This window comes from Arthrobacter sp. D1-17 (assembly GCF_054130535.1).
Map to the genome: position 1 here is coordinate 2,276,623 of NZ_CP096382.1, position 25,848 is coordinate 2,302,470.

The 25,848-nt window shown below is 64.4% G+C and carries 19 protein-coding genes; 12 read left to right on the forward strand and 7 right to left on the reverse strand.

Translation table 11 applies throughout. The features are described from left to right. Positions 1–133 precede the first annotated feature (133 nt). The 6 genes from M1E01_RS10595 (at position 134) to M1E01_RS10620 (ending at position 8,847) form a co-directional block, all read left to right on the forward strand. Positions 134–1,432, forward strand: coding sequence for a sugar ABC transporter substrate-binding protein (locus M1E01_RS10595; RefSeq protein WP_457971571.1), 1,299 nt, complete (start codon positions 134–136; stop codon positions 1,430–1,432). A gap of 90 nt (positions 1,433–1,522) precedes the next feature. Further along, positions 1,523–3,130: an ABC transporter permease subunit gene (locus M1E01_RS10600; RefSeq protein WP_457971572.1), complete on the forward strand. Its 1,608-nt coding sequence runs from the start codon at positions 1,523–1,525 to the stop codon at positions 3,128–3,130. Next, positions 3,127–4,050, forward strand: a complete 924-nt coding sequence (locus M1E01_RS10605; protein ID WP_457971573.1) for a sugar ABC transporter permease — start codon at positions 3,127–3,129, stop codon at positions 4,048–4,050. Before M1E01_RS10600 ends, M1E01_RS10605 begins: the two co-directional genes overlap by 4 nt. A gap of 80 nt (positions 4,051–4,130) precedes the next feature. Further along, positions 4,131–6,152, forward strand: a complete 2,022-nt coding sequence (locus tag M1E01_RS10610) for a glycoside hydrolase family 13 protein (RefSeq protein WP_457971574.1) — start codon at positions 4,131–4,133, stop codon at positions 6,150–6,152. A 55-nt stretch (positions 6,153–6,207) separates the two neighbouring features. Continuing rightward, a complete protein-coding gene (locus M1E01_RS10615; protein WP_457971575.1) occupies positions 6,208–7,953 on the forward strand; it encodes a glycoside hydrolase family 13 protein in 1,746 nt (581 codons plus the stop codon). A 378-nt stretch (positions 7,954–8,331) separates the two neighbouring features. Then, the gene (locus M1E01_RS10620) at positions 8,332–8,847 is read left to right on the forward strand and encodes an aldo/keto reductase (protein WP_457971576.1); all 516 of its coding nucleotides are present in this window, start codon (positions 8,332–8,334) and stop codon (positions 8,845–8,847) included. A 1,067-nt stretch (positions 8,848–9,914) separates the two neighbouring features. Here the strand turns inward: M1E01_RS10620 and M1E01_RS10625 are convergent. Beyond that, positions 9,915–10,613 (reverse strand): maleylpyruvate isomerase family mycothiol-dependent enzyme, encoded by a 699-nt coding sequence (locus tag M1E01_RS10625; protein ID WP_457971577.1) that lies wholly within the window; start codon positions 10,611–10,613, stop codon positions 9,915–9,917. A gap of 320 nt (positions 10,614–10,933) precedes the next feature. Here M1E01_RS10625 and M1E01_RS10630 point away from each other — a divergent pair, with 320 nt between their 5' ends. The 4 genes from M1E01_RS10630 to catC all read left to right on the forward strand — a co-directional run bounded on the left by M1E01_RS10630 (position 10,934) and on the right by catC (position 14,796). Next, a complete protein-coding gene (locus M1E01_RS10630; RefSeq protein ID WP_457971578.1) occupies positions 10,934–12,319 on the forward strand; it encodes an MFS transporter in 1,386 nt (461 codons plus the stop codon). A 126-nt stretch (positions 12,320–12,445) separates the two neighbouring features. Further along, entirely contained in the window at positions 12,446–13,390 is a 945-nt protein-coding gene (locus M1E01_RS10635; RefSeq protein ID WP_457971579.1) for a LysR substrate-binding domain-containing protein, read from the forward strand. Continuing rightward, a complete protein-coding gene (locus M1E01_RS10640; RefSeq protein WP_457971580.1) occupies positions 13,387–14,490 on the forward strand; it encodes a mandelate racemase/muconate lactonizing enzyme family protein in 1,104 nt (367 codons plus the stop codon). The genes M1E01_RS10635 and M1E01_RS10640 overlap by 4 nt, the downstream gene beginning before the upstream one ends. Positions 14,491–14,517: 27 nt before the next feature. Then, complete coding sequence (catC, locus tag M1E01_RS10645; RefSeq protein WP_457971581.1) at positions 14,518–14,796, forward strand: muconolactone Delta-isomerase; 279 nt, start codon at positions 14,518–14,520, stop codon at positions 14,794–14,796. Between the two features lie 21 nt (positions 14,797–14,817). Here catC and M1E01_RS10650 read toward each other — a convergent pair whose 3' ends face one another. The 5 genes from M1E01_RS10650 to benA form a co-directional block, all read right to left on the reverse strand. Beyond that, the gene (locus tag M1E01_RS10650) at positions 14,818–17,649 is read right to left on the reverse strand and encodes an AAA family ATPase (RefSeq protein WP_457971582.1); all 2,832 of its coding nucleotides are present in this window, start codon (positions 17,647–17,649) and stop codon (positions 14,818–14,820) included. 53 nt (positions 17,650–17,702) lie between these two features. After that, positions 17,703–18,530, reverse strand: coding sequence for a 1,6-dihydroxycyclohexa-2,4-diene-1-carboxylate dehydrogenase (locus M1E01_RS10655; RefSeq protein WP_457971583.1), 828 nt, complete (start codon positions 18,528–18,530; stop codon positions 17,703–17,705). Further along, positions 18,530–20,101, reverse strand: a complete 1,572-nt coding sequence (gene benC, locus M1E01_RS10660; RefSeq protein WP_457971584.1) for a benzoate 1,2-dioxygenase electron transfer component BenC — start codon at positions 20,099–20,101, stop codon at positions 18,530–18,532. Before benC ends, M1E01_RS10655 begins: the two co-directional genes overlap by 1 nt. Before the next feature lie 125 nt (positions 20,102–20,226). Beyond that, the gene (gene benB, locus M1E01_RS10665) at positions 20,227–20,763 is read right to left on the reverse strand and encodes a benzoate 1,2-dioxygenase small subunit (protein ID WP_457971585.1); all 537 of its coding nucleotides are present in this window, start codon (positions 20,761–20,763) and stop codon (positions 20,227–20,229) included. Between the two features lie 67 nt (positions 20,764–20,830). After that, positions 20,831–22,216 carry a benzoate 1,2-dioxygenase large subunit gene (gene benA / locus M1E01_RS10670; RefSeq protein WP_457971586.1) on the reverse strand — a complete coding sequence of 462 codons (1,386 nt, stop codon included), beginning with the start codon at positions 22,214–22,216 and terminating at the stop codon, positions 20,831–20,833. Positions 22,217–22,544: 328 nt separating this feature from the next. On the opposite strand from benA, the gene catA reads away from it, so the two are divergent. Both catA and M1E01_RS10680 read left to right on the forward strand, forming a co-directional pair. Beyond that, positions 22,545–23,429, forward strand: a complete 885-nt coding sequence (catA, locus tag M1E01_RS10675) for a catechol 1,2-dioxygenase (protein WP_457971587.1) — start codon at positions 22,545–22,547, stop codon at positions 23,427–23,429. A 245-nt stretch (positions 23,430–23,674) separates the two neighbouring features. Beyond that, the gene (locus M1E01_RS10680) at positions 23,675–24,832 is read left to right on the forward strand and encodes a benzoate/H(+) symporter BenE family transporter (protein ID WP_457971588.1); all 1,158 of its coding nucleotides are present in this window, start codon (positions 23,675–23,677) and stop codon (positions 24,830–24,832) included. Between the two features lie 397 nt (positions 24,833–25,229). Here M1E01_RS10680 and M1E01_RS10685 read toward each other — a convergent pair whose 3' ends face one another. Beyond that, the gene (locus M1E01_RS10685) at positions 25,230–25,670 is read right to left on the reverse strand and encodes a GIY-YIG nuclease family protein (RefSeq protein ID WP_457971589.1); all 441 of its coding nucleotides are present in this window, start codon (positions 25,668–25,670) and stop codon (positions 25,230–25,232) included. Positions 25,671–25,848: the final 178 nt, after the last annotated feature.

Consider the following 25,848-nt stretch of genomic DNA (forward strand, 5'->3'; position numbering starts at 1 on the left):
GGTTACAGTTGTGATGCCTCTCACGTCCACCCCGTTCGGCCTGTCGTTTGGCTGGGGGTTGGAGGTTTCGACCACACACCGCCCCTTCAAGTTGCGGTGCAATCCTGAAAAAACGTGCCAGAAAGGTACACCAATGAAGGTGACTTCCATCGCCGCGACCCCTACCCGCCGCCTCTTTTCCATCGCCGCCCTCGGTGCGGCCGGCGCCCTTGCCCTCAGCGGCTGCGGAAGCAGCGGCACATCGTCTGCTCCGGCATCCGCTCCGGTTCAGGAGAACAAGAACCTCGCCGAGGCAGGCTCCTCCACCATCACCCTGTGGGCCGACAATGCCCGGGTAAAGGTGCTGAAGGACGTGGCAGCCAAATTCAAGGCAGAAACCGGAATTGAAGTGAAGCTGGTCGGGAAGGACACGGTCCGCGAAGACTTCATCACCCAGGTCCCCACGGGCAAAGGCCCTGACCTGATCGTTGGCGCCCACGACTGGCTCGGCCAGCTCGTGCAGAACGGCGTCGTCGCACCGGTTGAACTGGGCGAGAAGGCGAAGCTCTTCGAGGATTCAGCCATGAAGGCAATGACCTACAAGGGCTCGGTCTACGGCGTTCCCTTCGCCATTGAAAACATCGGGCTTGTCCGGAACACAGCGCTGGTCAGCGAACCTGCCGAGACCTTCGATCAGGTGATAACCAACGGAAAGAAGGCCGTCACTGAAGGAAAGGCCGCGTACCCGTTCCTGGTCGGGCTTGATCCGAAGCAGGGTGACCCCTACCACCTGTATCCGCTGCAGACCTCGTTCGGGGCCCCGGTGTTCGGCACCGGCGAGGACGGCGGGTACGACGCGAGCAAGCTAACGCTGGCCAATGCCGGCGGCGTCGAGTTCGCCAAGAAGCTCAAGGCATGGGGAGACACCGGGGAAAAGGTCCTCAACTCGAACATCACAGCCGATATTGCCAAGGAAAAGTTCCTGAAAGGCGAGTCGCCGTATCTGCTGACCGGCCCGTGGAACGTTCCTGACTTCCAGAAGGCCGGCATCAACGTCGCTATCGATCCCCTTCCCACCGCGGGATCAGAACCTGCCCAGCCATTCATCGGTGTCAATGGGTTCTTTATCAGCTCCAAGAGCCAGAACTCCCTGGCAGCCACAGAATTCGCCGTGAACTACCTGACCACCGAAAGTGTGCAGGATGCCCTCTTCTCAAGCGGCGGCCGGCCGCCGGCATTGAAGACTTCCTTCGAGAAAGCGGCAACGGATCCAGTTGTGGCAGCATTCGGCAAGATCGGCGCCAACGGCGTGCCCATGCCGGCACTTCCTGAGATGGACGCCGTCTGGGCCGACTGGGGCGGCACTGAACTGGCTCTGATCAAGGGACAGGGTGACCCGGAGGCTGCGTGGAAGACCATGGCCGACAACATCCAAAAGAAGATCGCAAAGTAAGCCTCCCGCGCTTTTGCCGGCCGGCCTGTCTGAGCAGGCCGGCCGGCCCGCCGCTAACATCTGCCTACAATCGCTGAAAGCCAGATCCCAATGACTGCACTCGACACCGCTCAAGCCCCACCTACGTCACCGACCAATCCGCAGAAGCCCAGGCGCGGGCCGGACTCACTGGGCGGCATCCTCGCCAAGATCGTGCTGCTCGGTCTGGTCGACGCCTTCGCGGTGTACGTCATGATCGTTCTTTTCATGAGTGAGAACTGGACCGTGCTCGTTGTCGCCGCCCTCGTCACGGTCCTGATCAACTGGATCTATCTGCGCAAGGGTGGTCTTCCCGCCAAATACCTTGCTCCGGGCGTCTTCTTCCTCGCGATTTTCCAGATCTGCGTTGTGGCCTTTACGGGCTACATTGCCTTCACCAACTACGGCGACGGTCACAACAGCAGCAAGGAAGACGCAATCAGCGCCATTCAACGCTCGGCCCAGCAAAGGGTTCCGGACTCCCCCGCCTACCGGGTCTCCGTGCTCGGCCAGGGCGAGAACTTCTACCTCCTTCTCACAGACCCCGACGGCCAGGCCCTGCTTGGAGGACCTGACCGGCCGGCCGAGAAAGTAGAAGACGTCCAGCGCGACGGTAGCGGCAAAGCAACCGGCATGGATGGCTACAGTACGCTGAACCTCCGCCAGATCATCGCCAACCAGGACAAAATCACCTCCCTTGAAGTTCCCCTGTCCCAGGACGCGGCGGACGGATCGCTGCGCACCGCCGACGGAAGCAACGCCTACATCTATAAGCCGACCCTGACCTATGACCCGGCGGCTGACACCTTCACGGATGCGACTTCCGGAAAGACCTATCGTGACGGAGGCCAAGGCAACTTCGTCGACGAGACCGGGACCGTCCTGGATCCGGGCTGGAAGATCGATGTCGGCTTCGCCAACTTCACCAAAGCCTTCACCGATGAAAACCTCCGCGGGCCCCTCCTGCAGGTCGCGGCCTGGACACTCACCTTCGCGCTGGCCTCTGTCGCCACAACCTTTGCGATGGGACTCTTCCTCGCCATCACGTTCAACCGGCAGGATCTGCGGGGCAAACGCATCTACAGGATCCTGATCATTCTGCCCTACGCCTTCCCGGTCTTCCTCTCCGGCCTCGTATGGTCCGGCCTGCTGAACCCTGAATACGGCTTCATCAACCAGACGCTCTTCGGCGGCGCCCAAATCCCGTGGCTCACTGATCCATGGCTCGCAAAATTCAGCGTCCTGCTGGTAAACCTTTGGCTCGGCTTCCCCTACATGTTCCTCGTCTGCACCGGGGCACTGCAGTCGCTGCCCGAAGAACTGGATGAGGCAGCCCGCGTGGACGGCGCCAGCGCATGGCGGATTTTCCGGTCCATCAAGCTCCCGCTCCTGCTCGTATCCGTGGCTCCGCTGCTGATTTCGACGTTCGCCTTCAATTTCAACAACTTCAATGTCATCTTCATGCTCACCTCCGGCGGCCCGCGGTTCTCCGGAACCACGATGGACATCGGCGCGACAGACATCCTGATCACCATGGTCTATAAGGTCGCCTTCGGCGGCGGCGCCGGCCGGGATTACGGCCTTGCCAGCGCCCTTGCCATTCTCATCTTCATCATCGTGGCGGTTATCTCGGCATGGAGCTTCAAAATGACCAAGTCCCTGGAAGAAGTAAACTCATGACAGTCGGCACCTCGACGCGCAGCATTTCACACCGCAAAACCCTGCCCGCCCGAGGGCCTGACAGCGGCAGAACAACGTGGGCAAAAAACAAGGGCTGGCGCCATGTCGTTGGAATTGTCACGATCATCTTCGCGCTGTTTCCCCTGCTCTATGTGCTCTCGGCCGCCCTGGACTCAAGCGGGACCCTTGCCGGAAGCAATAGACTGTTCGGCCAGATCGACTTTGAGAACTTCGCCCAGCTCTTCTCTGACCCTGCCCGCCCCTTCGGGCGATGGTTCCTCAACACACTCTTCATCGGAGCAGTAACGTCCCTGGCCAGCGTGCTGCTGGGGGCCCTCGCTGCCTACGCGTTCTCGCGCATGCGCTTCAAAGGCCGGCGATTCGGCCTGCTAAGCCTCATGCTGCTGCAGCTGTTTCCCCAGCTGCTCGCCATCGTCGCCATCTTCCTGCTGCTCAGTGGCATCTCCGACGTTATTCCGTGGCTGGGCCTGGGAAGCCAGCTCGGACTGATCATGGTCTACTTGGGCGGAGCCCTGGGAGTAAACACCTACCTGATGTACGGCTTCTTTAACACCGTGCCCACGTCCCTTGACGAGGCAGCACGTCTCGATGGAGCCAGCCACGTCCAGATTTTCTTCGGCATCATCCTGCGCCTGGTGACCCCGATCCTGGCCGTGGTCGGACTGCTGTCCTTCATCGGCATCAGCAGCGACTTCATCATCGCCTCCGTCGTACTCCAAGATCCGGATTCGCAGACTCTCGCCGTCGGACTGTATTCCTATGTCGCAGAACAGCGCTCCGAAAACTGGGGCGTCTTCGCCGCAGGGTCCGTCCTGGCTGCTCTTCCGGTAATGGCCCTCTTCCTGTTCCTCCAGAAGTACATCACCAGCGGGCTGATTCAGGGCTCCGTGAAGGGATAGGCAGCCGCACCAAGGCACAACCACACCCTCCTGCCGGGCAGCCACCGATAAAGGCAAGTCCCTGTACAGGATCAGAGCAGATGGAGAATCAAGCGGTGAAGACCGATATCCCCCACCATGACGGTTCGTCGCTGTATGTCTCTGACCAGGCGCCGGCCGTGGGCAGCCAGGTACGGCTCCGGATGCGAATCCCGGCCACGTACGGCAGCGTTGACCGCGTTTTCGTTCGTTCCCTCAGAGACGGCGAACCACACTTTGACGAAGCCCGCCGGGTCGATGCACCGGACTGCCCGACCCGGTCCGACCACTCCTGGCAATGGTGGGAATGTGTGGTCCTCGCCGTCAATCCCGTGCTCCGGTACCGCTTCCTGATCGAAACCAATCATCAGGGCAGGCCCGCCTGGGAATGGTTGAACGCGGAAGGCCTCTTTAACCGGGAGACCCCCGATTTTCAGGACTTCCGGTTGATCGCCCATGCCCCGGCCCCGGACTGGGTTCACCGCGCAGTGATCTACCAGGTCTTCCCGGACCGCTTTGCCCGTTCCTCAGCCGCCGCCACCCGGCCCACGCCTGACTGGGCGGTCCGCTGCGCCTGGGATGAACCCGTTCAGCCTGCAGGAGAAGCCACACCGCGCCAGCTCTACGGCGGGGACCTCGACGGCATTGCCGGGCATCTCGACCACATTCAGGCCCTCGGGGCCACCGTCCTCTACTTGACTCCCTTCTTCCCCGCCCGCTCCAATCACCGATACGACGCGACGACCTTCACGAAAGTGGACCCCCTGCTGGGCGGAGACGAGGCGCTCATCCGTCTGGTGGACGCCGCACACCACCGCGGGCTACGAGTGATCGGCGACCTCACGGCAAACCATTCAGGCGACGCCCACGAGTGGTTCACAGCCGCGCTTGCTGATCCGCACTCCGCAGAGGCCGGCTTCTACTATTTCAACGAAGACCACACCACGTACGCCTCGTGGTTCGGTGTGCCCAGCCTGCCGAAATTCAACTGGAACTCACCCGAGTTGCGCCGGCGCTTCATCACCGGAGAATCGTCGGTCATAAGCCGTTGGCTCGCCCCTCCCTTTAACCTGGATGGGTGGCGCATTGATGTGGCAAACATGACCGGCCGCCACGGAACCGACGACATGAACCGCGAAATTGCCACGATGATCAGGCACACGATGCAGTCCATCAAGCCGGATTCCATGTTGCTCGCAGAGTCAACAAATGATGCAGCAGCCGATTTCGACGGTTCAACCTGGCACGGGGCGATGACGTACTCCAACTTCACCCGCCCGCTCTGGCAATGGCTCACGAAAGAGGAAGCTCCGGTTAACTTCTTCGGGACGCCCATTCCCGGTCCCAACCGCATCAGCGCGGAACACTTCGTCCAGACCCACCAAGCCCTGTCCGCGGCCTTTCCCTGGCGCATCCGCACGCAGAACATGAACGCCCTGAATTCCCATGACACTGCCCGGGCAGCCACCGTCATGATCCCGGACGGCCAACTGGTGGGCCTGGCCATGATCTTCACGCTGCCCGGAATCCCGACGCTGTTCGCCGGCGACGAATTCGGCCTCGAAGGGATCAACGGTGAAGACGCCAGAACACCCATGCCATGGGCGGAACCCGAAAAGATACGCGCCGACCTGGGCCCGGGCATCGCCGAGCTCAGCCGGCTACGCCGGGAGCTGCCGGCATTGCACGAAGGAAACCTGCGATGGCTGTACGCGGGCGACGACGTGTTGATCTACGTGCGCGAGCACAACGACGTTTGCGTCCTGGTAGCGGCATCCCGAGCTGCATTCGAAGCCGTGGAACTACCCGCATCGCTCGTCCATCCGCGTACTGAGAACGCCACGCCATCCCCGTTATGGGGTTGTGGCACTCTTACCGCAAGGAACACAGCGCAATCCACCACCTTCTCAGGTTCCGGACCATCACTGCAGCTCTGGAGACTCCCGGGGATCAAAGCTCCTGCCGGGCAATCCGGATCGCACATCTCCAGTGCCACCCCGAAAGATGACCCCATCGGAGACACCACCAGCGACCTGCCCTGGACGGACCAAGCGCCTCGGCTGCAAGCAATGCAGCATCACTGAACGCACCAACTCACCAACAGCAAAATTCAAGATCAACAGGAAAAGAAGGAACACCTTGTCCACCACCGCCACTATGGCAACCTCCTCTGAATCCGAACGCATGGCCGACCCGAACTGGTGGCGCCAAGCAGCCGTCTACCAGATCTACCCGCGCAGCTTCTCCGACTCCAACGGCGACGGCATCGGAGACATCAAGGGCATCACCGCCAAGGTCCCATACCTGAAGTCACTTGGAATCGACGCCGTCTGGCTGAGCCCGTTCTACCCGTCAGCCCTCGCCGACGGCGGCTACGACGTGGACGACTACCGCAACGTAGACCCAAAACTCGGCACCCTCGAGGACTTCGACGAGATGGTGGCTGCCCTGCACGCCGCCGGCATCAAGCTAATCGCCGACATTGTCCCGAACCACTCCTCCGACCGGCACGAATGGTTCCGGGAAGCCCTCGCCTCCCCGAAAGGCTCACCTGCACGCGACCGCTACATCTTCCGCGACGGGAAAGGCGAAAACGGCGAGCTGCCGCCGTCGGACTGGGATTCGGTGTTCGGTGGACCAGTCTGGGAGCGCATCACCGAGCCGGACGGCACCCCCGGCCAGTGGTACATGCACATCTTCGCCAAGGAGCAGCCGGACTTTAACTGGGACAACCCCGAGGTTCGCCAGGACTTCCTGAAGACGCTGCGTTTCTGGTCCGACCGCGGCGTTGATGGCTTCCGCATTGACGTCGCCCACGGCATGGCAAAGGATCTCTCAGAGCCGCTGCCGTTGAAGGCGGACTTGGAAGCCAAAGCCGGCGCGGACGGGTTCATTGACGGATCACACCCTTTCTGGGACCGCGACGAGGTCCACGAGGTCTATGCCGAGTGGCGCAAGCTCTTCAACGAGTACAACCCGCCTCGCACCGCCGTCGCCGAGGCCTGGGTCCACGAGACGCGCCGCGCCCGCTACGCCAGCCCTGAAGGTCTCGGCCAGGCCTTCAACTTCGACCTCCTTCAGGCCGACTTTGAGGCCCCGAAGTTCAAGAAAATCATCATGGACAACCTCATCGCGGCCAAAGAAACGGGGGCATCCTCGACCTGGGTGTTCTCCAACCACGACGTTGTCCGCCACGCCACCCGCTACGGACTGCCCAAGGGCAACGCCACGGCAGCCCAGGGAACCAACGCCGCCCAGGACGTCACGGCAACGGAACCCAAAGGCCAGGACGGCAAAGCCTGGCTCCTGGCAGGCGGCCCGGCCCAAGAACTGGACGTCGAGCTTGGCCTGCGCCGCGCCCGCGCCGCGTCCCTGCTGATGTTCGCCCTGCCCGGATCGGCCTACCTGTACCAGGGTGAAGAACTCGGCCTCCAGGAAGTCGCCGACATCCCTGACTCCGAGCGCCAGGACCCCGCCTTCTTCCGCAACAAGGGCGTCGAGATCGGCCGCGACGGCTGCCGCGTGCCCCTGCCCTGGAGTATTGAAGGCAGCTCCTTTGGATTCGGCGACGGCCGAGCCCACCTGCCCCAGCCGGACTGGTTCAGCAAGTACGCCGTCGAGGCCCAGGACGGGACCGAAGGTTCCACCCTGGAGCTCTACCGCAGCGCACTTCGCCTGCGCCGTGAACTCCAAGCCGACGAAGAGCTCGAATGGGTCGAGTCCGGCAACCCCGAGGTCCTGCACTTCCGCCGACCCGGCGGCTGGCAGTCCGTGACCAACTTCGGAGACACGGCAATCGACCTGCCGGCAGGCACCGTCCTGGTCAGCAGCGCAATCCTCGAGGACGGCAAGTTGCCGGCCAACACCACGGCCTGGCTGCGCTGAGCCCCTAACCGCCCATACTGGGCGGAATTTGCAGGTGCTTCCAGTCTTGCGGGTCACGGCGGACGCCCTTGGCCCGCAAGATGCCATCCGACATCTGGACGTACCAGCGGAAAGCTCGAACTCGAGGTTGCGATCCACGGCACGAGCAACCCCGGTTGCGCTGGATGCTAACGCACAGGACGCTCAACGCTGACCACTGGCCGCTGGCCGCTGGCCCGAAATACGCGGTCCCTCGTTAAAGCGGCCCGGCACGTTAGAAGGTTGAGCGCCTGACCCCAGCCGGTTGGGGGAAACATACGAGTCAATACCGTCTTCGCTAGCAAGAAGTTGCAACGCACGGGTAAGGGTGCGGGCGGTCATTAGATCAGGAGTGAATGCATGTTGGAGCGAAGGCCCTTTGGTAACACTACTTTCAGCGTCTCCGTCGTCGGGCTCGGCGCCGGTCAAGTTGGTGAAAACGATGTTACCGAGGCCGAAGCCGCCGAGGTGCTTAACGGAGCACTGGATCTCGGAGTAACGCTGATCGATACCGCCGCTAGTTACGGGCTGAGCGAAGAGCGTATCGGCCGGCACCTCGGCCGACGTCGGGAAGAGTTCGTGCTTTCAACCAAAGGTGGACCCAAGATCAATGGTCAACCGGATTGGTCGCCAGGAAGCGTATTGGCAAGTATCGAGCGTTCATTGCGCCTGACACAGTCGGAACAGATCGATATCTTCTATCTGCACTCCTGCCCCATCGAAATTCTGCGGCGTGGTGACCTGCAGGACACCCTTGATGAAGCCGTCGCTGCTGGCAAAATCGGTGTCGCAGGCTACAGCGGCGACAATGAACCTCTAGCATGCGGTGGAATCCGGGCGCTTCGGTTCCATCGAAACAAGTGTCAACATAGCTGACCAGTGGAATCTCAGACACGTTCTCGCCAGGCGGCCCGAACTAGGAGTGATCGCCAAGCGCCCCATCGCGAACGCACCTTGGCGGTTCCCCGATCGGCCAAGCGGCCACTACGCAGAACTCTACTGGGAGCGGCTTCAGGCTCTCCAACTTGACCCAGGCGACATGGATTGGACAGAGTTCGCTTTACGCTTCACTGCGTACGCGCCCGGTGTGCACACCGCAATTGTCGGCACAGCAAAGCTGGCTCATCTGCGCCGAAACATCACAGCAGCCAGCCGAGGTCCCCTTGAGACTGGCGTACTGGAAGGCATCGACCGCGCTTGGCGCGATGTTGGCTCCGACTGGGTAGCTTCTACTTAGCGGACCAGAGCCCCCTGGCAGGCCCCTATCAAAATGGAAATACACCCAAACCTGACGTCAAGACGGTACTTGGGAGTCTTTTCTGGCATCAGCCTAAGAAGGCTCTGGATCGATGCTGCGACCAGAAGCCAAAGCAGCTAGCTAACAGTCACCTTGAACTTTATGGTCAATGGGCCGCTCCACTGGGGCAATCAGGGCTACATTCCGCTGACGATCCGAGACTCTCTTCCACGCCTACCTCACAAGAGGGACCCATTAAAGCAGACTTAAGTGTGGACATTGTCCACATCCCCTTTGACAGGACAAAGGGCCGACATGCGATACGCCAGGACGTCCCCGACGACCTCCCCTCAGAAAAGTTCAGAATATAGGCCGGCCAGGTCATGTTGCACCCGCACCCTAGAACCATGAACAGGTGTTGGCCAACCACGACCGGCCCGACAGCACCAGAACGAGGGAAGCACGCAACCCCACCACAGCAGGTGGAAGGCCCACTAGCCAGGGTCCTGAACCCGCCACCCCACACCTGAGTAGGCCCCGCCGCGGCCCTGGCCAGGGCGGTTAAGTCACCGGACCAGGACTTTGGCGGCCAGGTGGTGCGGGCAGCAGAAAGAATTGCAGAAGCGGTGGAGCAAAGAAAATAATCCCGCCGGACCATGCATGTCCCTCGATGGGATGCCGGCCCCAGCCCTTCCTGCCGGCCGGCTCACCAGCGCGGCAATGCCGGCACCGGGCCTGCCGCCTCGATATGCGCGGCATCACCGCGCGCCAGCCACTGGAGCAGGCCCTCACGGTCGGACTCAACGCGCAGCGCGCCGTTGCCGATAATCCACTGGTCGCGTTCCTCGGTGACCAGGGTCATGCCCGGCACATCCTTGGCGCCCAGCGAACGCACTACGGCCTCGAGGGCATCCAGCAGCGAGTCCGGGTCGGCTTCCTCGATTGTCCAGGCGGTGTCCAGGTCATGGTGGTGCACCACCACTTCCGCGATCCGGAGCGCCACGATGGACGTTGCCGGAAGTGGACAGCCGTTAACCTGGACTTCCGGAGCAACGAGCGTGCCGGCCAGCCGCTGCGCCTGCTCTGCGAAGTGTTTGGCCGAGGCCCGCAAGTCCTCCAGCAACTCCTCCCGGGGCAGCGCTGCCAGGGCGGAGATGGCACCGGCGCGGGCTTCGGGCGAGGCGTAAAACCGGCGCTCTTCTCCCGCGGCGGCCCAGTCGATGAGCTGGACCAGCGCCCGCCCGTTGGCGGCGACGTGGGCGATCACGTGCGCCCTGGACCATCCTTCACACAGCGGCGCGGCCGCCATTTCATCGTCCGAAAGGGACGCGACGGTGGCAAGGAACATGCCGGTTTCCCTGCCCAGACGGGACAGGTCCGAGTGCAGGCGTGCGGGAGTGATCATCCCGCCAGCCTAGCTGCGGGCCGCCCCCGGGACTACTGTTCCGGCGCCATTTTTCCATACCGGGATCATCTCGATTGATAACGGGGGACGGCAGCCGGCACGCGTGGCACGCAGCCGCCCCGCAGGCGGCCATTTATAGCTATTCATCTAAAAAAACGGCCTATTAGTGACAGGAAAATGATTAATAACCCCCGAGCGGAACTCCGGGTATTTCCCTCATATGTCCTGTGTCACACACCTGTCAGGCTGAAAGGAACCCGGAAACGGCCGCTGGCCCAGAGTCGCGCCAGCGCACGCAATCACCCTGAGAGGAGCCGGACATGACACAACCGCACGCGGTTATCGCTGACAATCCACAAAAGGAGGCCCGCACCGCCAATTGGGTGGCCTTCATCATCTGCACAGCCCTGCTCTTTGACGGCTACGACCTGGTCATCTACGGCACCGTCCTGCCGGGACTCCTGGCGGACCCTGGCCAGATCGGGAAGTTCGATGTGGCCACCGCCGGCCTCCTGGGCTCCTGGGCCCTCATCGGCGTGCTGGTGGGATCGCTCGTCTGCGGCGCCGTGGGCGACTTCTTCGGCCGCCGCCGGCTGATGCTCCTCGGCATCGCCTGGTTCTCGGTGGGCATGTTCATCACCGCACTGACCACCACCGTGCCGGCCTTCGGTGCCATGCGGTTCATCACGGGCCTTGGCTTGGGCGTTGTCATCGCCAGCGCCGGCGCCACCATGGCCGAATTTGCACCCGCCGGACGCCGCCAGTTCTACAACGCCATCGTGTACTCCGGCGTCCCGGCAGGCGGCGTGGCCGCCTCCGTCATGGGCATCCTGTTCCACGAGAGTCTCGGCTGGCGGGGGCTGTTCATCATCGGCGCACTGCCGCTGGTCATCCTGCTCCCCATCGCCTGGCGCAAACTCCCCGAGTCCCCCCGCTGGCTGCTGTCCCGCGGCCGGGAAGAGGAGGCCCTGGCCGCCGCGAAGCGCACCGGCGTGCCGCTGCTTGAAGAGCGCGTCATCCTCGACACGGGCGCAGCGCCGCTGAAGTCCGGGTTCGCCGCAGTCTTCTCCAGGCAGTTCGCGCTGGCCTCGATCCTGCTGGGGCTCATGTCCTTCTGCGGCCTCCTCCTCACCTACGGCCTCAACACCTGGCTCCCCAAGATCATGGAGGGCTACGGCTACGGCCGGACCTACTCCCTGTTCTTCCCGCTGGCGCTGAACCTCGGCGCGGTGGCGGGCGGGCTGGTCGCCTCCCGGCTGGCGGACAAGAGCGGCCCGCAGCGGGTCATCGCCACAACCTTCGGGCTTGCCACCGTTTCGCTGGTCCTCATGACCTTCAACTTCCCGCTGCCGATGCTCTTCACGTTCATTGCTGTGGCCGGCGTTGGAACACTGGGCACCCAGGTGCTGATCTATGGGTTCCAGTCCAACTACTTCACCACCAACGCCCGCGCGGCCGGCGTGGCTTGGTGCGCCAGCGTGGGCAGGCTGGGCGGCGTACTGGGCCCGATCATCGGCGGCTGGCTCGCGGCAGCGGGCATCGGCGGCTCCACAGCCTTCTACATCTATGGCGTCGTTGCCCTCCTTGGCGCCCTGGTCACGGTCCTGGTCCCGCACCAGCGCAAGCTGGAGGAAGCCGAACACAAGGTCGAGGAGATCGCCGGGCACCGCACCGAACCCAACGTCACGGCGAAGCAGCCCCAGTAGCGTGCAGCGGTCCGCCTTGGACGTCATTGAGTCGAAAGAATGCACTAGTACGTCCTTTTAGGGTTATTCTTTGAATCAATACACGTCCAAGGCTGGCCCTTGGCATACGCATGAGAGGGCACCACAGTGGACATCCGGCAGTTGAACTACTTCATTGCGGTGGCGGAAGAGCGGCATTTCGGCCGGGCGGCCAAGCGCCTCCACATGGCCCAGCCGCCCCTCTCCCAGCAGATCCGCCAGCTCGAGGAGCAGCTGGGGGTCCGCCTGCTCAACCGCACCACGCGGCGCGTGGACCTCACGGCCGCGGGACAGCTCCTGCTTGAGCGGGGCCGGCAGATCGTCAACGACATAGGGACGCTGGAGGCGGACGTGTACCAGGTGGGCAAGGGTGCCACCGGGGTCCTCCGGGTGGGATTTTCAGGCTCTGCAACTTACGGCGTCATGCCCCAGATCGCACGCCTTGCCAAGCAGGTCCTTCCCGGCCTGTCCCTGGCATTGAACGGCGAGATGCTCACCCCGTCCATGGAAGCAGGTCTCCGCGACGGAACTTTGGACGCAGCACTGCTGCGTCCCCCCGTCTCATCCCAGGAGATCGACTACCGCGTCGTCTCCCAGGAGCCGCTCGTCGTCGCGGTTCCCTCATTCAGCGCGCTGGCGGAGGACAGGTCTGTGGCGATACATGAACTGCAGGACCAGGACTTCATCGCATATGCGCCCGAGTCCGTGCTCTACCGCATCACCTCCGACCTGTGCCGCCAGGCCGGCTTCCAACCGCGCATCACTCAAGTTGTTGGTGAGACCTCCACGATGCTGGCATTCGTTGCCGCCGGCGGCGGCGTGGCGGTCATGCCGTCCCGGGTGCGGGCTTTCCAGCTCGACGGCGTTGCTTACCGGGAGATCGAAAACGTCCCTACCGTGGAACTCGCTGTCGCCTGGCTGCGCGGAAACCACTCCACCCTGCTGCAGAACTTTTTGGATGTCGTCGGCGCCGCTACAGCCGCTCAGCCGCTGCCCGACCCAGCCCCCGGGCCCGTCCCGCTTCCCACTGATGAAAGGCTTTCCCAGTCATGAAAATCGCAGCCATTGAGGCGATTCCTTACTCGATCCCCTATCGCCACCCGCTGCATTTCGCCTCCGGATCCGTCCACGAGGCGGACCACGTGCTGGTCCGCCTCCGCACGGACGATGGCGTGGTGGGCCTCGCGGACACCCCGCCGCGCCCGTACACCTATGGTGAGACGCAAAAGTCCATCGTGGCGGTGGTGCAGGATGTGTTCGCTCCGCAACTGATCGGCGTCGACATTTTTGACCGGGAGAAGATCCAGGAGATCCTCTACCGCACCATCCACAACCAGACCGCCAAGGGCGCCGTGGACATCGCCCTGTGGGACGTCATCGGCAAGACGCTGGGGCAGCCGGTGACCAAGCTGCTGGGCGGCTACACCGACTCGCTGCGGGTCTCCCACATGCTCGGCTTCAAGCCCGCCCAGGAACTGCTCGACCTGGCACTGGAGTTCCGCGAGACCTACGGCATCAACACCTTCAAGCTCAAGACCGGCCGGCGCCCCCTCCACCTGGACGTCGAGGCGGCCCGCGTGCTGCGCGAGGGCCTCGGCGGGGACGCCGAACTGTATATGGACGCCAACCGGGGCTGGTCCGCGAATGAGGCCGCGGAGGTGCTGCGCCGCACCGCGGACCTGGGCCTGCAGTTCCTCGAGGAGCCGGACGACGCCCGCGAAGTCCTGGGCCGCCGTCGGCTCGTTGCCAACTCCCCCATCCCCATCGCCGCGGACGAATCCGCCCCCAACCTTGGAGAGGCCGCCCGGGAAATCCTCAACGGCGGGGCCAACCTGCTCGCGGTCAAGACGGCCCGCTCCGGATTTACCGAGGCTGCCAAGATCGTGGGGATGGCCGAGGGCATGGGCATCGACGTGTACATCGGCAACCAGATCGACACCCAGGTGGGCACGGTGGCTTCGGTGGTGTTCGGCGCTGCGTTCGCCCACACTGCAAAGCGCGCCGCGGAACTGTCCAACTACCTGGACATGGCGGACGATCTACTGGCCGAACCCCTGCAGATCATCGAAGGGCGCATCCGCGTCCCCGAGGGCCCCGGCGTGGGCACCGGGGTCAACGAGGAAAAGCTTGAACGCTACCGCAGCGACCGCTAAGCCACCCCTTCCACGAAAGGAAAATTAGTGAAGTACCTGGTCCATATGGACGTCAAACTGCCCGCAGACCTGCCCGCATCCGAGGCGGCTGAGATCAAGGCCAAGGAGAAGGCCTACTCGCAGGAGCTGCAGCGCTCGGGGAAATGGCCGGAAATCTGGCGCGTGGTGGGTGAATACGCCAACTACTCGATCTTCGACGTGGATTCCAACGACGAACTCCACGACATCCTGCAGAACCTTCCGCTGTTCCCGTACATGGAGATCTCGGTGGTGCCGCTGGCCAAGCACCCCTCCGACGTGAAGTAGGAACCAACCAGCCGTTCCGGGTCAGTCCCCGGCCCGGAACGCGGCGGCGAGCTCGCTGCGGGACCGGATGCCCATCTTCCGGTAAAGCCGCGTGAGATGGTACTGCACCGTCTTCTCGGCGAGGAACAGGGCCCGGGCCGCCTCCTTGTTGGTCGCACCCCCGGCGACGAGTTCGGCCACCGCCTGCTCCTGCGCGGTGAGCTGGACGTGGTGGTCCCGGGCGGCTGTGAGTACCGAATCGGCAGGGTCAGGGAGATTTCCGACGTCGAGACCGGTCGCCTTGAGCTCCCTGTCGCAGCGCTCCACATAGGTGGCCGCGCCCAGTGAGTCGTAGAGGTCCCGTGCCGCACGCAGCACCGAAGACGCCAGCCGCCGCTTGCCGGCGCGGCGCATGCTCTGCCCGAAAGCAAAGCTGATCCGGGCCCGCAGGTAGGGCCGGTTGAGCCCGCGGAGGTGGCCCAAGGCGGCCTCGAAATGCTCCCTGGCAGCGTCGGGATCCCCCTGGGCCGCCAGCAGCCGGCCCCGCGCCCAAGCCATCCGTGCCATGTCGGAGGGGACTTCGCGTTCGCGCCGCAACCCCTCGAAGGAGGTCAGGAAAGCGTCGGCGGTGTCCAGCTGATCAGTCATCACCAGGGCGTTAACATACGTGTCCTGCCAGGGCCAGAACGAGACCCGGTCCTCGGTCCACGGGTCCAGTTCGGTCAGCGGCTGCAGCACGGCGAGGGCGCTTTCATAATCAGCCCGCGCCTCGTGGAACCGGGCCCGCGCCAGGCTGGCCGGCACCTGCATGGCCCGGTAGGTTCCCGGCTGGACCGCGGCCTGGGAGACGTAATAGCGGGCGCGGTCCCAGTCTCCGCGCATGGACCAGAGCTCCGCGGCGGTCCAGTACAGCAGGGGCCGGATCAGGGGCATCCGGGAGGTTTCCAGGCGGACACTGGAGCGGGCGATGGTGGCCGCCGCGGAATCCCAGTTCCCCAGCACCAGATGGGTGCGGGCCAGCCACGCCTCGGCCCACAGGGAGATCCGCAGGGACCCGCCGCGGTACTCGGTGGGGGCGGCGGACTCGAAGTTCACCAGGGCCGCTTCCACGTTGTCCATCCGCAGCGCCAGCCAGCCAGCTCCCATCTGCACCCGCTGCTTCTGCGCGTTCTCGGCGGCGTGCGCGAACGCCCGCTGGTAGGATGCCTCCGCCTCCCCCAGACGGCCCCGCGCGTACAGGCCCAGGCCGTAGATGGCTTCTGACTCAACGTGCGCCGGCGTCCCGGGCTCGGTCAGGGCCATCGCACGCTCCGCCCAGCCGGTGATCATCGGCCCGTCCCAGGATGCCACCCCGTGCAGGACGAAACGCTGTGCTACCTGGGCGGCGGCCTTCGGTTCGCGCTCCGGGTTGCTGGTGCGCCACGCCATTTCCAACTGGCTTTGGGCGCTGTCGTTCTGGCCGGACACAGTGGACAGGTAGCCCAGCACCGAGGAGCGCAGCGGCGAGGGCGGCAGGGCGTCAACGGCTGCGGACCAGGTCTGCGCCTCGGCTACGTTTCCGGCCCCCACCAGCGCGTCCACTGCGCGCAGGAGCCGGTCGTTGCGGGCCCGGATCTCCAACGAAAGCCGGGAAGCGGAAAACAGGGCCGTCGCCACGTCCTGCCATGCCCCCACGGCGGCCTGGCGGTTGGCGAAATCCTCGAGTTCTTCGGCCAGCGACTGGTCCGCGGCCGGCGTTGCCGAAACCCGGTGCCCCAGTTTCTCGCCTTCCGGTTCCACGGCCTCGGCGGCCAGCCGGTGCAGCGCGATGCGGCGGCTGGGAACAATCTGCTCGTAAATCGCTTCGGCGGTGCCGGGTTCAACGAAGACGACGGCGGAGCGCGCCTGGTCCACGGACAGCCCCAGGAGGCCGGCGCGGTGGCCTTCGTCCAGGGCTTCGAGGACGGACGCCACGCCACTGACCGCGGCCACTTCCGTCAGTCCGGCGCTGCGCCCTAGCACGGACGCGGCCTCCGCGACGGCAACGAGTCCGGGCGAGGCGGCGTCCAGGACGCTGCGCACCCTGGCCCGGATCCTGGACGTGGGCGGCAGCGAGGGGAACCAGGTCAGCCAGGTCTCCGGGGGCAGTTCGCGCAGCAACTCCACCACGGGCTGCGGCAGGCCGCCCGTGTGCCGGACCAGCCCGTGGGCCGCCGTGACGCTGAGGTCAATGCCGTGGAAGCGCCGGGCGACTTCCTGGACCTGCTGCGCGGTGAGCGGTTCCATCGGGATCCGCTCCACTTGGTGCCCGGTCAGGAAGTCCAGGACGCCGGCGGGGATGCGCGGCGCCTCGTCGGGATTGAGCGTCAGCAGGAAAAGAATCCGCTTGCCGTGCAGCCGGCGCATGACGAACGTGAGGATTCGCAGGCTTTCCACGTCCAGTTTGTGGACGTCGTCGACGGCGACCACCACGCTTCCGTGCGACTGCAGCCCTTCGAGGTGGGTGCTGAGGGTGGACGCGTAGTTGACCACTTGGTCCGCGCCCAGGGCGGCGACCGGCGTAGCCGGAAGGTGCGGGCCGTCGTCGTACGCCTTTGCCGAGCGCAGCGGCGAGGTGAGCATGAGTTGGGAGTAGCCTGCGAGCGCAAACTGCGCTTCCCACTCATCGCCCATGGCCGAAAGGATGCGGACGCCCCGGGCGCCGGTGCGGCAATGCTCCAGGAAGGACTCCAGCACGGCGGTTTTTCCGCAACCCGAGGGGCCGGTGAGGACCACGGTGGCCACCTTGCCCTTGCGGACCGTGCGGAGGGTTTCCAGGAGCTCCTCGAACACCGCATCGCGGCCCACCAGCGGCGAATCCGCACCGATATCGCCGTGGGCGGACTCCGCAGTCATGGCCGCAAGTCTACCGGAGCGCCTGCCCGCCCCTTCCGGCGGACGTCCACGGGCTACCCCAGGTCCCCGCCGGCGACCGGGAGGATGCTGCCGGTGAGGTAGGACGCTTCGTCGGAGGCGAGAAAGACGATGGGCGCGGCCTGCTCGTCCAGGGTTCCGTAGCGCTTCATGAAGGACGACTCCACGGTCTGGTCCACGATCACCTGGTACCAGGCCTTCTCGGTGGCGGATTGGGCTTCCGGCCCGCGCTTGACCTTCCGCGGAGGCGCCTCGGTGCCGCCCGGCGCGGTGGCAACCACGCGGATGCCGTGGCCGGCCACCTCCATGGCCAAGGCCTGGGTCAGGGCGTTAACGCCGCCCTTTGCCGCGGCGTACGGGACCCGGTGCATGCCGCGGGTGGCCACCGAGGAAACGTTGACGATGGTCCCCGATCCCTGTTCGAGCATCACCGGCAGTACCGCCCGGCAGCTCCAGAGGGTGGGGAAGAGTGAGCGGCGGATTTCCTTCTCGATCTTCTCCTCGTCGTATTCCTCGTAGGGCCGTGCCCAGATGGTGCCGCCCACGTTGTTGACCAGCACGTCCACGCGTCCGTGGGCCGCGAGCGCCGCCTTGACGGCCTGGGTGGCGCCGGCAAAGGTCTCCAGGTCCGCCGTGACGGATGTGGCCGAGCCGCCGGAGCCGGACGCGTTTGCGGCCTCTTCGATGCCGCGAGCCACATCGTGGACCAGTTCCGCCCGGTCCACCAGGACCACTGTCCCGCCTTCGGCACCGATGCGTTCGGCCACCTTCTGGCCGATCCCCTGGGCGGCGCCGGTGACGACGGCAACCTTGCCGCCGAACCTGCCGGGCGTCACGAATTGCCCGGCGTACGGCGCCGCCATCAGCGGGCGGCCTTGGCGTCGATGGCCCCGGCCATGGTGTCCTTCGCGTCGTGGGCGTGCGCGGTGATGACGGCGCGGAGGCGGTCCTTGTCGCCGCGTTCGAAGGCGTCCACAATGTCCAGGTGGTCCTGGGTGACGCGCTCGAAGATCGCCGTTCCGGTCTCGAATGCCGCGGCCATCTGGGCGTGCACGTCCAGGCGGCGGTAGGACTCCAGGAGCATGGGGTTGTCGCAGATCATGAAGAGGTACTCGTGGAATTCCTCGTTGGTGCGCGCGAACTCCTCGGGATTGATGATGTTGCCGCCCGCAACCGAGCCGGTGGTGGCTTCGGCCAGCCGACGGAACTGGCGCAGCTGCTCTTCGGTGAGCCGGCCCAGCAGCAGTTCGCTGACGGCAAGCTCCAGGCCCATGCGTGCGTCGAGCTGAGCGAAACTGTCCTCCTTGCGGAAATCCAGCCTGCCGGTCTCCAGCGAGGACAGTGCCTCACCGCGGCTCATCGTGTCGCCTGCGGCCTGGATCTTTTCAGCCGGCGCCGGGGCGCCCGTTTCGGCGTCGCCTCCGGTGGTCTCCTTCGGCGCGAACCGTTCGAAGTAGAAGTTGGCGGGCTGGATGCCTTCGGTGTCCAGCCACTTGGAGACGGCGTTGACCATGGGGGGCGGGCCGCAGAGGTAGATGTCCACGTCGCCTTCGTTGAGGTGCGCGGGTTCGATGATCTGCGTGACGTAGCCAGTGTGCGGGGCGGACGTGCCGGGCTCGGAGGCAATGTAGTCCCAGGTGAAGCCGGGCAGCTTCGCTTCATAGGCGCGCAGCCAGTCGAGGCCCACGATGTCCGCCTCGCGGGTGAGCCCGTAAATCAGGTGGACCGGGGTGGACGGCGGGTTTTCGGAGAGCTTTTCCAGGATGGACAGGAGCGGGGCCAGGCCGGTGCCGCCGGCCAGGAGCAGCAGGGGCCGCTTGGGCTCGCGCAGGAAGAACGATCCGTAGGGGCCGGTGAAGTCGATGGAGTCGCCCACTGCTGCGCGGTCGCGCAGGTACTCGGACATGGCGCCCTGCGGGGTCACGCGCACCATGAAGGACGCGTCCTGGTCCTCGGGGCCGCTGCTGAAGGAGTAGGAGCGCTCGGCGTCGGTTCCGGGGACCTTGAGGTTGACGTACTGGCCGGGAAGGAAGGCCAGCGCGTCCCGGTTGTCCACCTCGAGGGTGAAGGACACCGTGGTGTCTGTGTGCCGGTTGAGCTCCTTGATGGTGGAAGTGAAGGTGGCCGCGGCCGTCTTCGCCGACTCCGACGTGGCCGGGATCTGGATGGCCAGGTCGGATTCCGGGACGGCCTGGCAGGTCAGCAGGTAGCCCTTTTCGAGCTCCTCTTCGGTCATGGCGTCGTCGATGTAGTCCCCCGGGTCGAAGGAGCCGGAATCGCAGAACGCCTTGCAGGTGCCGCAGGCACCGTCGCGGCAGTCCGACGGGATGTTGATGCGCGCCTTGTAGGCCGCGTCCATGACGGTTTCGTAGTCGCCGACCTTAATGACTTTGGTGACGCCGTCCTCGAAGCTGAGGGCTACTTTGTGGCCCATGGGGTCCTCCTGACTGGGCGGGCGCGCGCCGTCGCGGCCCGGGAAAAGTTCCGGCGTGCCCGGCGGGCACGGGTGTGGGACCTGCCGTGCGGCGCCCGGCAACCCCGGGCGCCGCATCGGGCAGATCAGATCATGTAGACGTCCACCACGTGGTGGATGTAGTCGTTCTTCAGGACCACTTTCTTCTTCAGGATCACCGGCTCCGGGCCGGAAAGGTCGATCGTGTAGAAGCTGGTGCCGAAGTACGTGTCGGTCGTGTTGTAGCGGAAGTAGAGGGTGAACCAGTTGAAGCGCACCTGGACCTGGCCGCCGTCGTCCGCCAAAACCTCGATGTCCGTGATGTTGTGGCCCGTGCGCGGCTCGGGAAGGGAGGTGGCAGAAGACCGGTCGGTCTTGATCCGGAACACGCGGTCCTCGATGCCGCCGCGGTTGTCGTAGTAGATGAGGGAGATCTCGTTCTGGGGATCCTGCGTCAGCTGGTCGTCGACGTCCCACGCCGGCATCCAGAATTCGGAGTCCGGGTGGTAGCACTCAAGCCATTCATCGAACTGGCGGTCATCCAGCAGGCGGGCTTCCCGGTAAAGGAACGCCCGGACGGTCTCGAGGGTTGCGATCTCCTCCGCGGTCTTCAGGACCGGGGCGGTTTGGGTCAGGTTGCTCATGGGTTCTGCGCTCTCTGTGGTTCCGGTGGGCTCTGGTTCCGTGGTCTGTTGGTTCCCGCGGCCGCTGTCAGGCGGTGGCGGGGACGGAATCCCGCGCGGAGCGCTCCTCTTGCTCCGCCAGGGCACGGTCCATGACTTCCTTCCAGTACCCGTGCTGGATGGGGTAAAGCCCTTCGTCTTCGGTGCGCACGCCGGAGGCAATCACCCTGGTCATGCCCAGGGCCTGGGCCTGCTCGTCAGGGCCGGTGATCTCATGGGTGGAGCCGCGGGTCATGTCGTTCCACGGGGCGCTGGTGGCCCAGTAGGTCTTGTTGCAGGAGCGGAATTCCTCCAGGTCGTCCGGCGTGGCCATGCCGGTGGCGTTGAAGAAGTCCTCGTACTGGCGGATGCGCTTGGAGCGGTTCTCCTGGGACTCGCCCTTGGGTGCAATGCAGTAGATCGTCACCTCGGTCTGGTCCGCGGAAATCGGCCGGAAGTGGCGGATCTGGGAGGAGAACTGGTCCATGATGTAGACGTTCGGGTACAGGCAAAGGTTGCGCGAGATGTTGATCATGAAGTTGGCCATCTCCTCGCCGTACTTCTGGACCAGTTCGTCGCGGCGGTCCCAGAGCGGGCGGTCCTCGGGGTTGGTCCATTCCTGCCACAGGAGCAGGTGTCCGTGGTCGTAGGAGTAGAAGCCGCCCTTGACCTTGCCCCACTTGCCGGCGTCCATGGCCTTGGTCTTGTTCGCGGAATCACCGGCGCTGCGGCGGGCGGTGGTGGCTGCGTAGTTCCAGTGCACGGCCGTGACGTGGTAGCCGTCCGCGCCGTTCTCGGCCTGGACCTTCCAGTTGCCGTCATAGGTGTAGGTGGAGGAACCGCGCAGCACCTCCAGGCCTTCAGGTGACTGGTCAACGATCGAGTCGATTACCTTGGTGGCGTCGCCCAGGTGCTCCTCGAGCGGGAGCACGTCAGCCTTCAGCGAGCCGAACAGGAAGCCGCGGTAGGACTCGAAGCGGGCCACCTTGGTGAGGTCGTGCGAGCCTTCCTTGTTGAAGGTCTCGGGGTAGCCGGCGTTCCGGGAATCCTTGACCTTCAGCAGCTCGCCGGAGTTCTTGAACGTCCAGCCGTGGAACGGGCAGGTGAAGGTGGTGCGGTTGTCCGTCTTGCGGCGGCACAGCATGGCGCCGCGGTGCGAACAGGCGTTGACGATGCAGTTCAGCTGTTCGTCCTTGTCCCTGGTGATCATCACCGGGGTGCGGCCGATGTACGTGGTGAAGTAATCACCCACGTTGGGGATCTGCGACTCGTGGGCGAGGTAAACCCAGTTGCCTTCGAAGATGTGCTTCATCTCGAGTTCGAAGATGTCCTGGTCGGTGAAGATCTCGCGTTTGGCCCGGATGATGCCGTTCTCACGGTCATCGATCACGGCGTCGGCAAGGACCTCGCGGGCATGGATCAGGTTCTCGGTCATGGCGTGCTCCTTCATTGGAGATTGCTGGACGGATGGGCGGGAGGTCCGGGCCGGGCATCGGTGCCAGCGGCGGACGTTAGAGGCAATTCTTCCCTCTCGTGAGCCGACTCACATCAGGCAAACACCTAGCGTCGACCAAGGGTGCCTTTATGTATCGATAATGACTGAAAATGGGCATTATCGATATTTGTAGCGTCCTTATTCCGGGACCTACGATGAAACAGACATCACGCGATGCCGCGTGGCAGCAGGTTCCCTGCGCCAGCGTCCCGCGGCGGGTGCAGGAGAACCTCCTGGCCCCTATTCAAAGACGAAGGTGGAGACCGCCATGACTGAGACCCAAGTGAATACCCGGAACGAGAACGAGGGCACTGCCGTTGAGGCCGGCTCGAAGGCCACCGAGCGCTTCACCGCCTCCGGCAAGCTCTCGGAACTGCACGTGCCCAAGGAACGCGTGAGCCTGCTGGCCGGCGCCCTCATCAAGGCCGCCAACGACATCGTCGTTGAGCACCAGGTCACCTACGAGGAGTACAACGCGCTGAAAGCGTGGCTGATCAAGGTGGGTACCGACGGCGAGTGGCCGCTGTTCCTCGACGTGTGGCTTGAGCACACCGTGGAGGACGTGAACTCCCAGGAGCGCCCCGGCACCAAGGGAACCATCGAGGGGCCCTACTACGTGCCCGGGTCCCCTGAGCTTTCTACGCCGGCAACCGTCCATATGCGCGACGGCGAAGAGGGCACCCCCCTGCGCTTCACCGGCCAGTTCACGGACACCAACGGCAACGCCCTCAAAAACGCACAGGTGGAGATCTGGCACGCTGACGCCGCCGGCTTCTACTCGCAGTACGCACCGGGCCTGCCCGAATGGCTCTTCCGCGCCACGGTCAAGGCAGATGACCAGGGCCGCTTCGAGATCAACACGATGCGCCCCGCGCCGTACCAGATTCCAACCGACGGCGCCTGCGGCCAGCTCATCAAGGCTGCCGGCTGGCACGCCTGGCGTCCGGCCCACATCCACATCAAGGTGTCGGCACCCGGCTACCAGCCCGTCACCCAGCAGCTCTACTTCCCAGGTGACCCGCACAACGCAGACGACATCGCATCGGCTGTCAAGCCCGAACTGATGCTCGACCCCCGACCGCGGACGGACGGCGGAACCGGCGAGGAAGTTGTCTACAACTACATCCTCGCCAAGGAAGGCCAGACCAAGTAGGTCCTTGCCCCTGCTTGTCTGATGCCGGGCTTGAGCCCGGCAACGTCAGGCGCCCCGGAGCGGTAACCCCGGGGCGCCTGCCTTTTCTACCCACGCAGCCAGGAGCCAGGATGCCCAGTTCCCGCCAGGACCCAGCCCCAATCCATCCCCAGACCACAACGGCGCCGGTGCCCGCGCCAGTACAGCAACCGCTCCTGGAACGGCCCGGGAACCGTCCGGCCGGACCTCGCCGGTTCCTTCGCGACGTGGACCTGCCCTACCTGTCCAACGGCGTCATCGGACTGGTCTTCACCGCGTCCGGGCCCATCGCCGTCACCCTGGCCGTAGGCGCGGCGGGCGGGCTGACCCAGGACCAGCTCGCCTCGTGGGTTTTCGGCATCCTGTTCTCCGGCGGCGCCGCGACACTCATCATGTCGCTCCTCTACCGGCAGCCGCTGGGGTTTGCCTGGTCCATTCCCGGCACGGTGCTGCTGGGGCCGTCGCTGCAGCATCTGTCCTTCCCGGAAGTGGTGGGCACATTCCTCACGGCCGGCCTGCTCATCCTGGCCTTGGGCGCGACCGGGGTGGTCCGGCGAATCATGGCCAGGGTGCCGATGCAAATCGTCATGGCCATGGTGGCCGCGGTGTTCCTTAAGTTCGGCACGGACATTGTTGCTTCAACGCAATCCAATCTGGCCATAGCCGGCCCGATGGTGGCAGCGTTCCTCCTCCTAACCGCCGTTCCGGCCCTGGGAAAGTTCCTTCCCCCCGTCCTCGGCACGCTGGTGGCAGGATGCCTGGCCGTTGCCGCCAGCGGGCAATTCGTTCCCGGCCGGCCGGGACCGCTCCTGGCCGCCCCGGTCTTCACCCCTCCCATGTTTACCTGGGCCGCGCAGCTGGAGCTCGTGGTTCCCCTGGCGCTGACAGTGCTGTTCGTCCAGAACGGCCAAGGCATCGCCGTGCTCCGCGCCGCCGGGCACCAACCGCCCGTCAACGTTTTTGCGATTGTGTCCGGCGCGTTCTCCGTACTGAACGCCGGCTTAGGTGCCATATCGGCCTGCGTGACCGGCCCCACCAACGCCCTGTTGACGTCGTCGGGAGCCAAAGAGCGCCAGTACACTGCAGCGGTGACCTACGGCTGCCTCGCACTGGCCTGCGCGGCGCTGGCTCCCACCCTGACCCGGCTGATGCTGGCCACGCCCAAGGAATTCGTCCTGGTCCTGGGCGGAATCGCCATGCTGCGGGCACTCCAGCAGGCGTTCGTGACCGCCTTCTCCACCACCTTCACCCTGGGCGCGCTGGTGACCTTCGTGGTCACGATCTCAGGCCTGAACCTTTTCAACATCCACGCGGCCTTCTGGGGCCTGGTCATCGGCTACGCCGCCTCACGGCTGCTGGAGCGTCCGGACCATGCAGGATCGTAAAAAATCGGACCCGTGAGTTTTTAGGAAGCCAGGTAATTGCCCCAGCGGCACCACAACTGGCCCGTCCCGGCGCAGGATTCCTGCGCGCACAATTTTTGCAGGCTCTCCCGAAACTACCCGGTGAAGACATCTCAAGGACTTCACCCTAGAAGTCGTCTCGAAACTTGCGATATGAGATGTCTCGCCGGCTGAACGAGCGCGATGGCGGTATCGCCTTAATTTCGTGGAGTCGTACGGGTTCGTGGGTGGCTGGCGATTCTCCTAACAACTCGGTAGCGGACGCCGGTGCCCCCGAGCGAGGCCGCGTGCTTCTGTCCGAACGTCACTGATGCAACTTCACAAGCAGCTGCAGGACCTTTCCTCACCAAAGCAGGACTGCGTCAAGCCTTGTCAACACTCAGCGAAGAAAAAGCCTGTGGCCTGCGGAAACACTGTGCCCGAGGTGGGACTCGAACTGTCCTCCAGCCCCTGGCAAGCACTGGGAAGTCCCGGAAACATGTGGAATACGGGCGCCTCCGGCATCAATAAGACCCGGTTCGGAGCCTGCAGTGTGGACAATGTCCGCACCCTTTCTTTTTGCTTTTACCGAGTGGTTCCTCGACCGGAACCACGAGGTAGTTTCCCGACGACCCATTTCGGCTGGCCAGCGACGTGGTGTTCCTTCAGTACTTTGTGAAAGGGTGACGCAGAAGAATTTGCGGCGGAGGTTCATTTTGTTAACGCGCTGCTCAGCAAACCTCCTGTGCAGCAGGGCTTCGGTTGCGACGGCATCATCGGCATCCCCGTTCTCCGTTTTCCCAATGGCAGAGTCAGCTGTGGTGGCGTGGAGATTGCGCACATTGATGGCCGGTCGGCCTCAAAGGAGTTGGTCTAGAGGACCAGATCTTCAGCGGTGAGCTTCAAATGAAGCTCACCCAGCACTGCCGCCAGCTGTCACCCTCGCTGGGCTTCGCGTCCCCGGGGCTACGGCCGACGACCTGAGGCCTTCGCCTAGGTGCCCTCGCATTCATGACGTC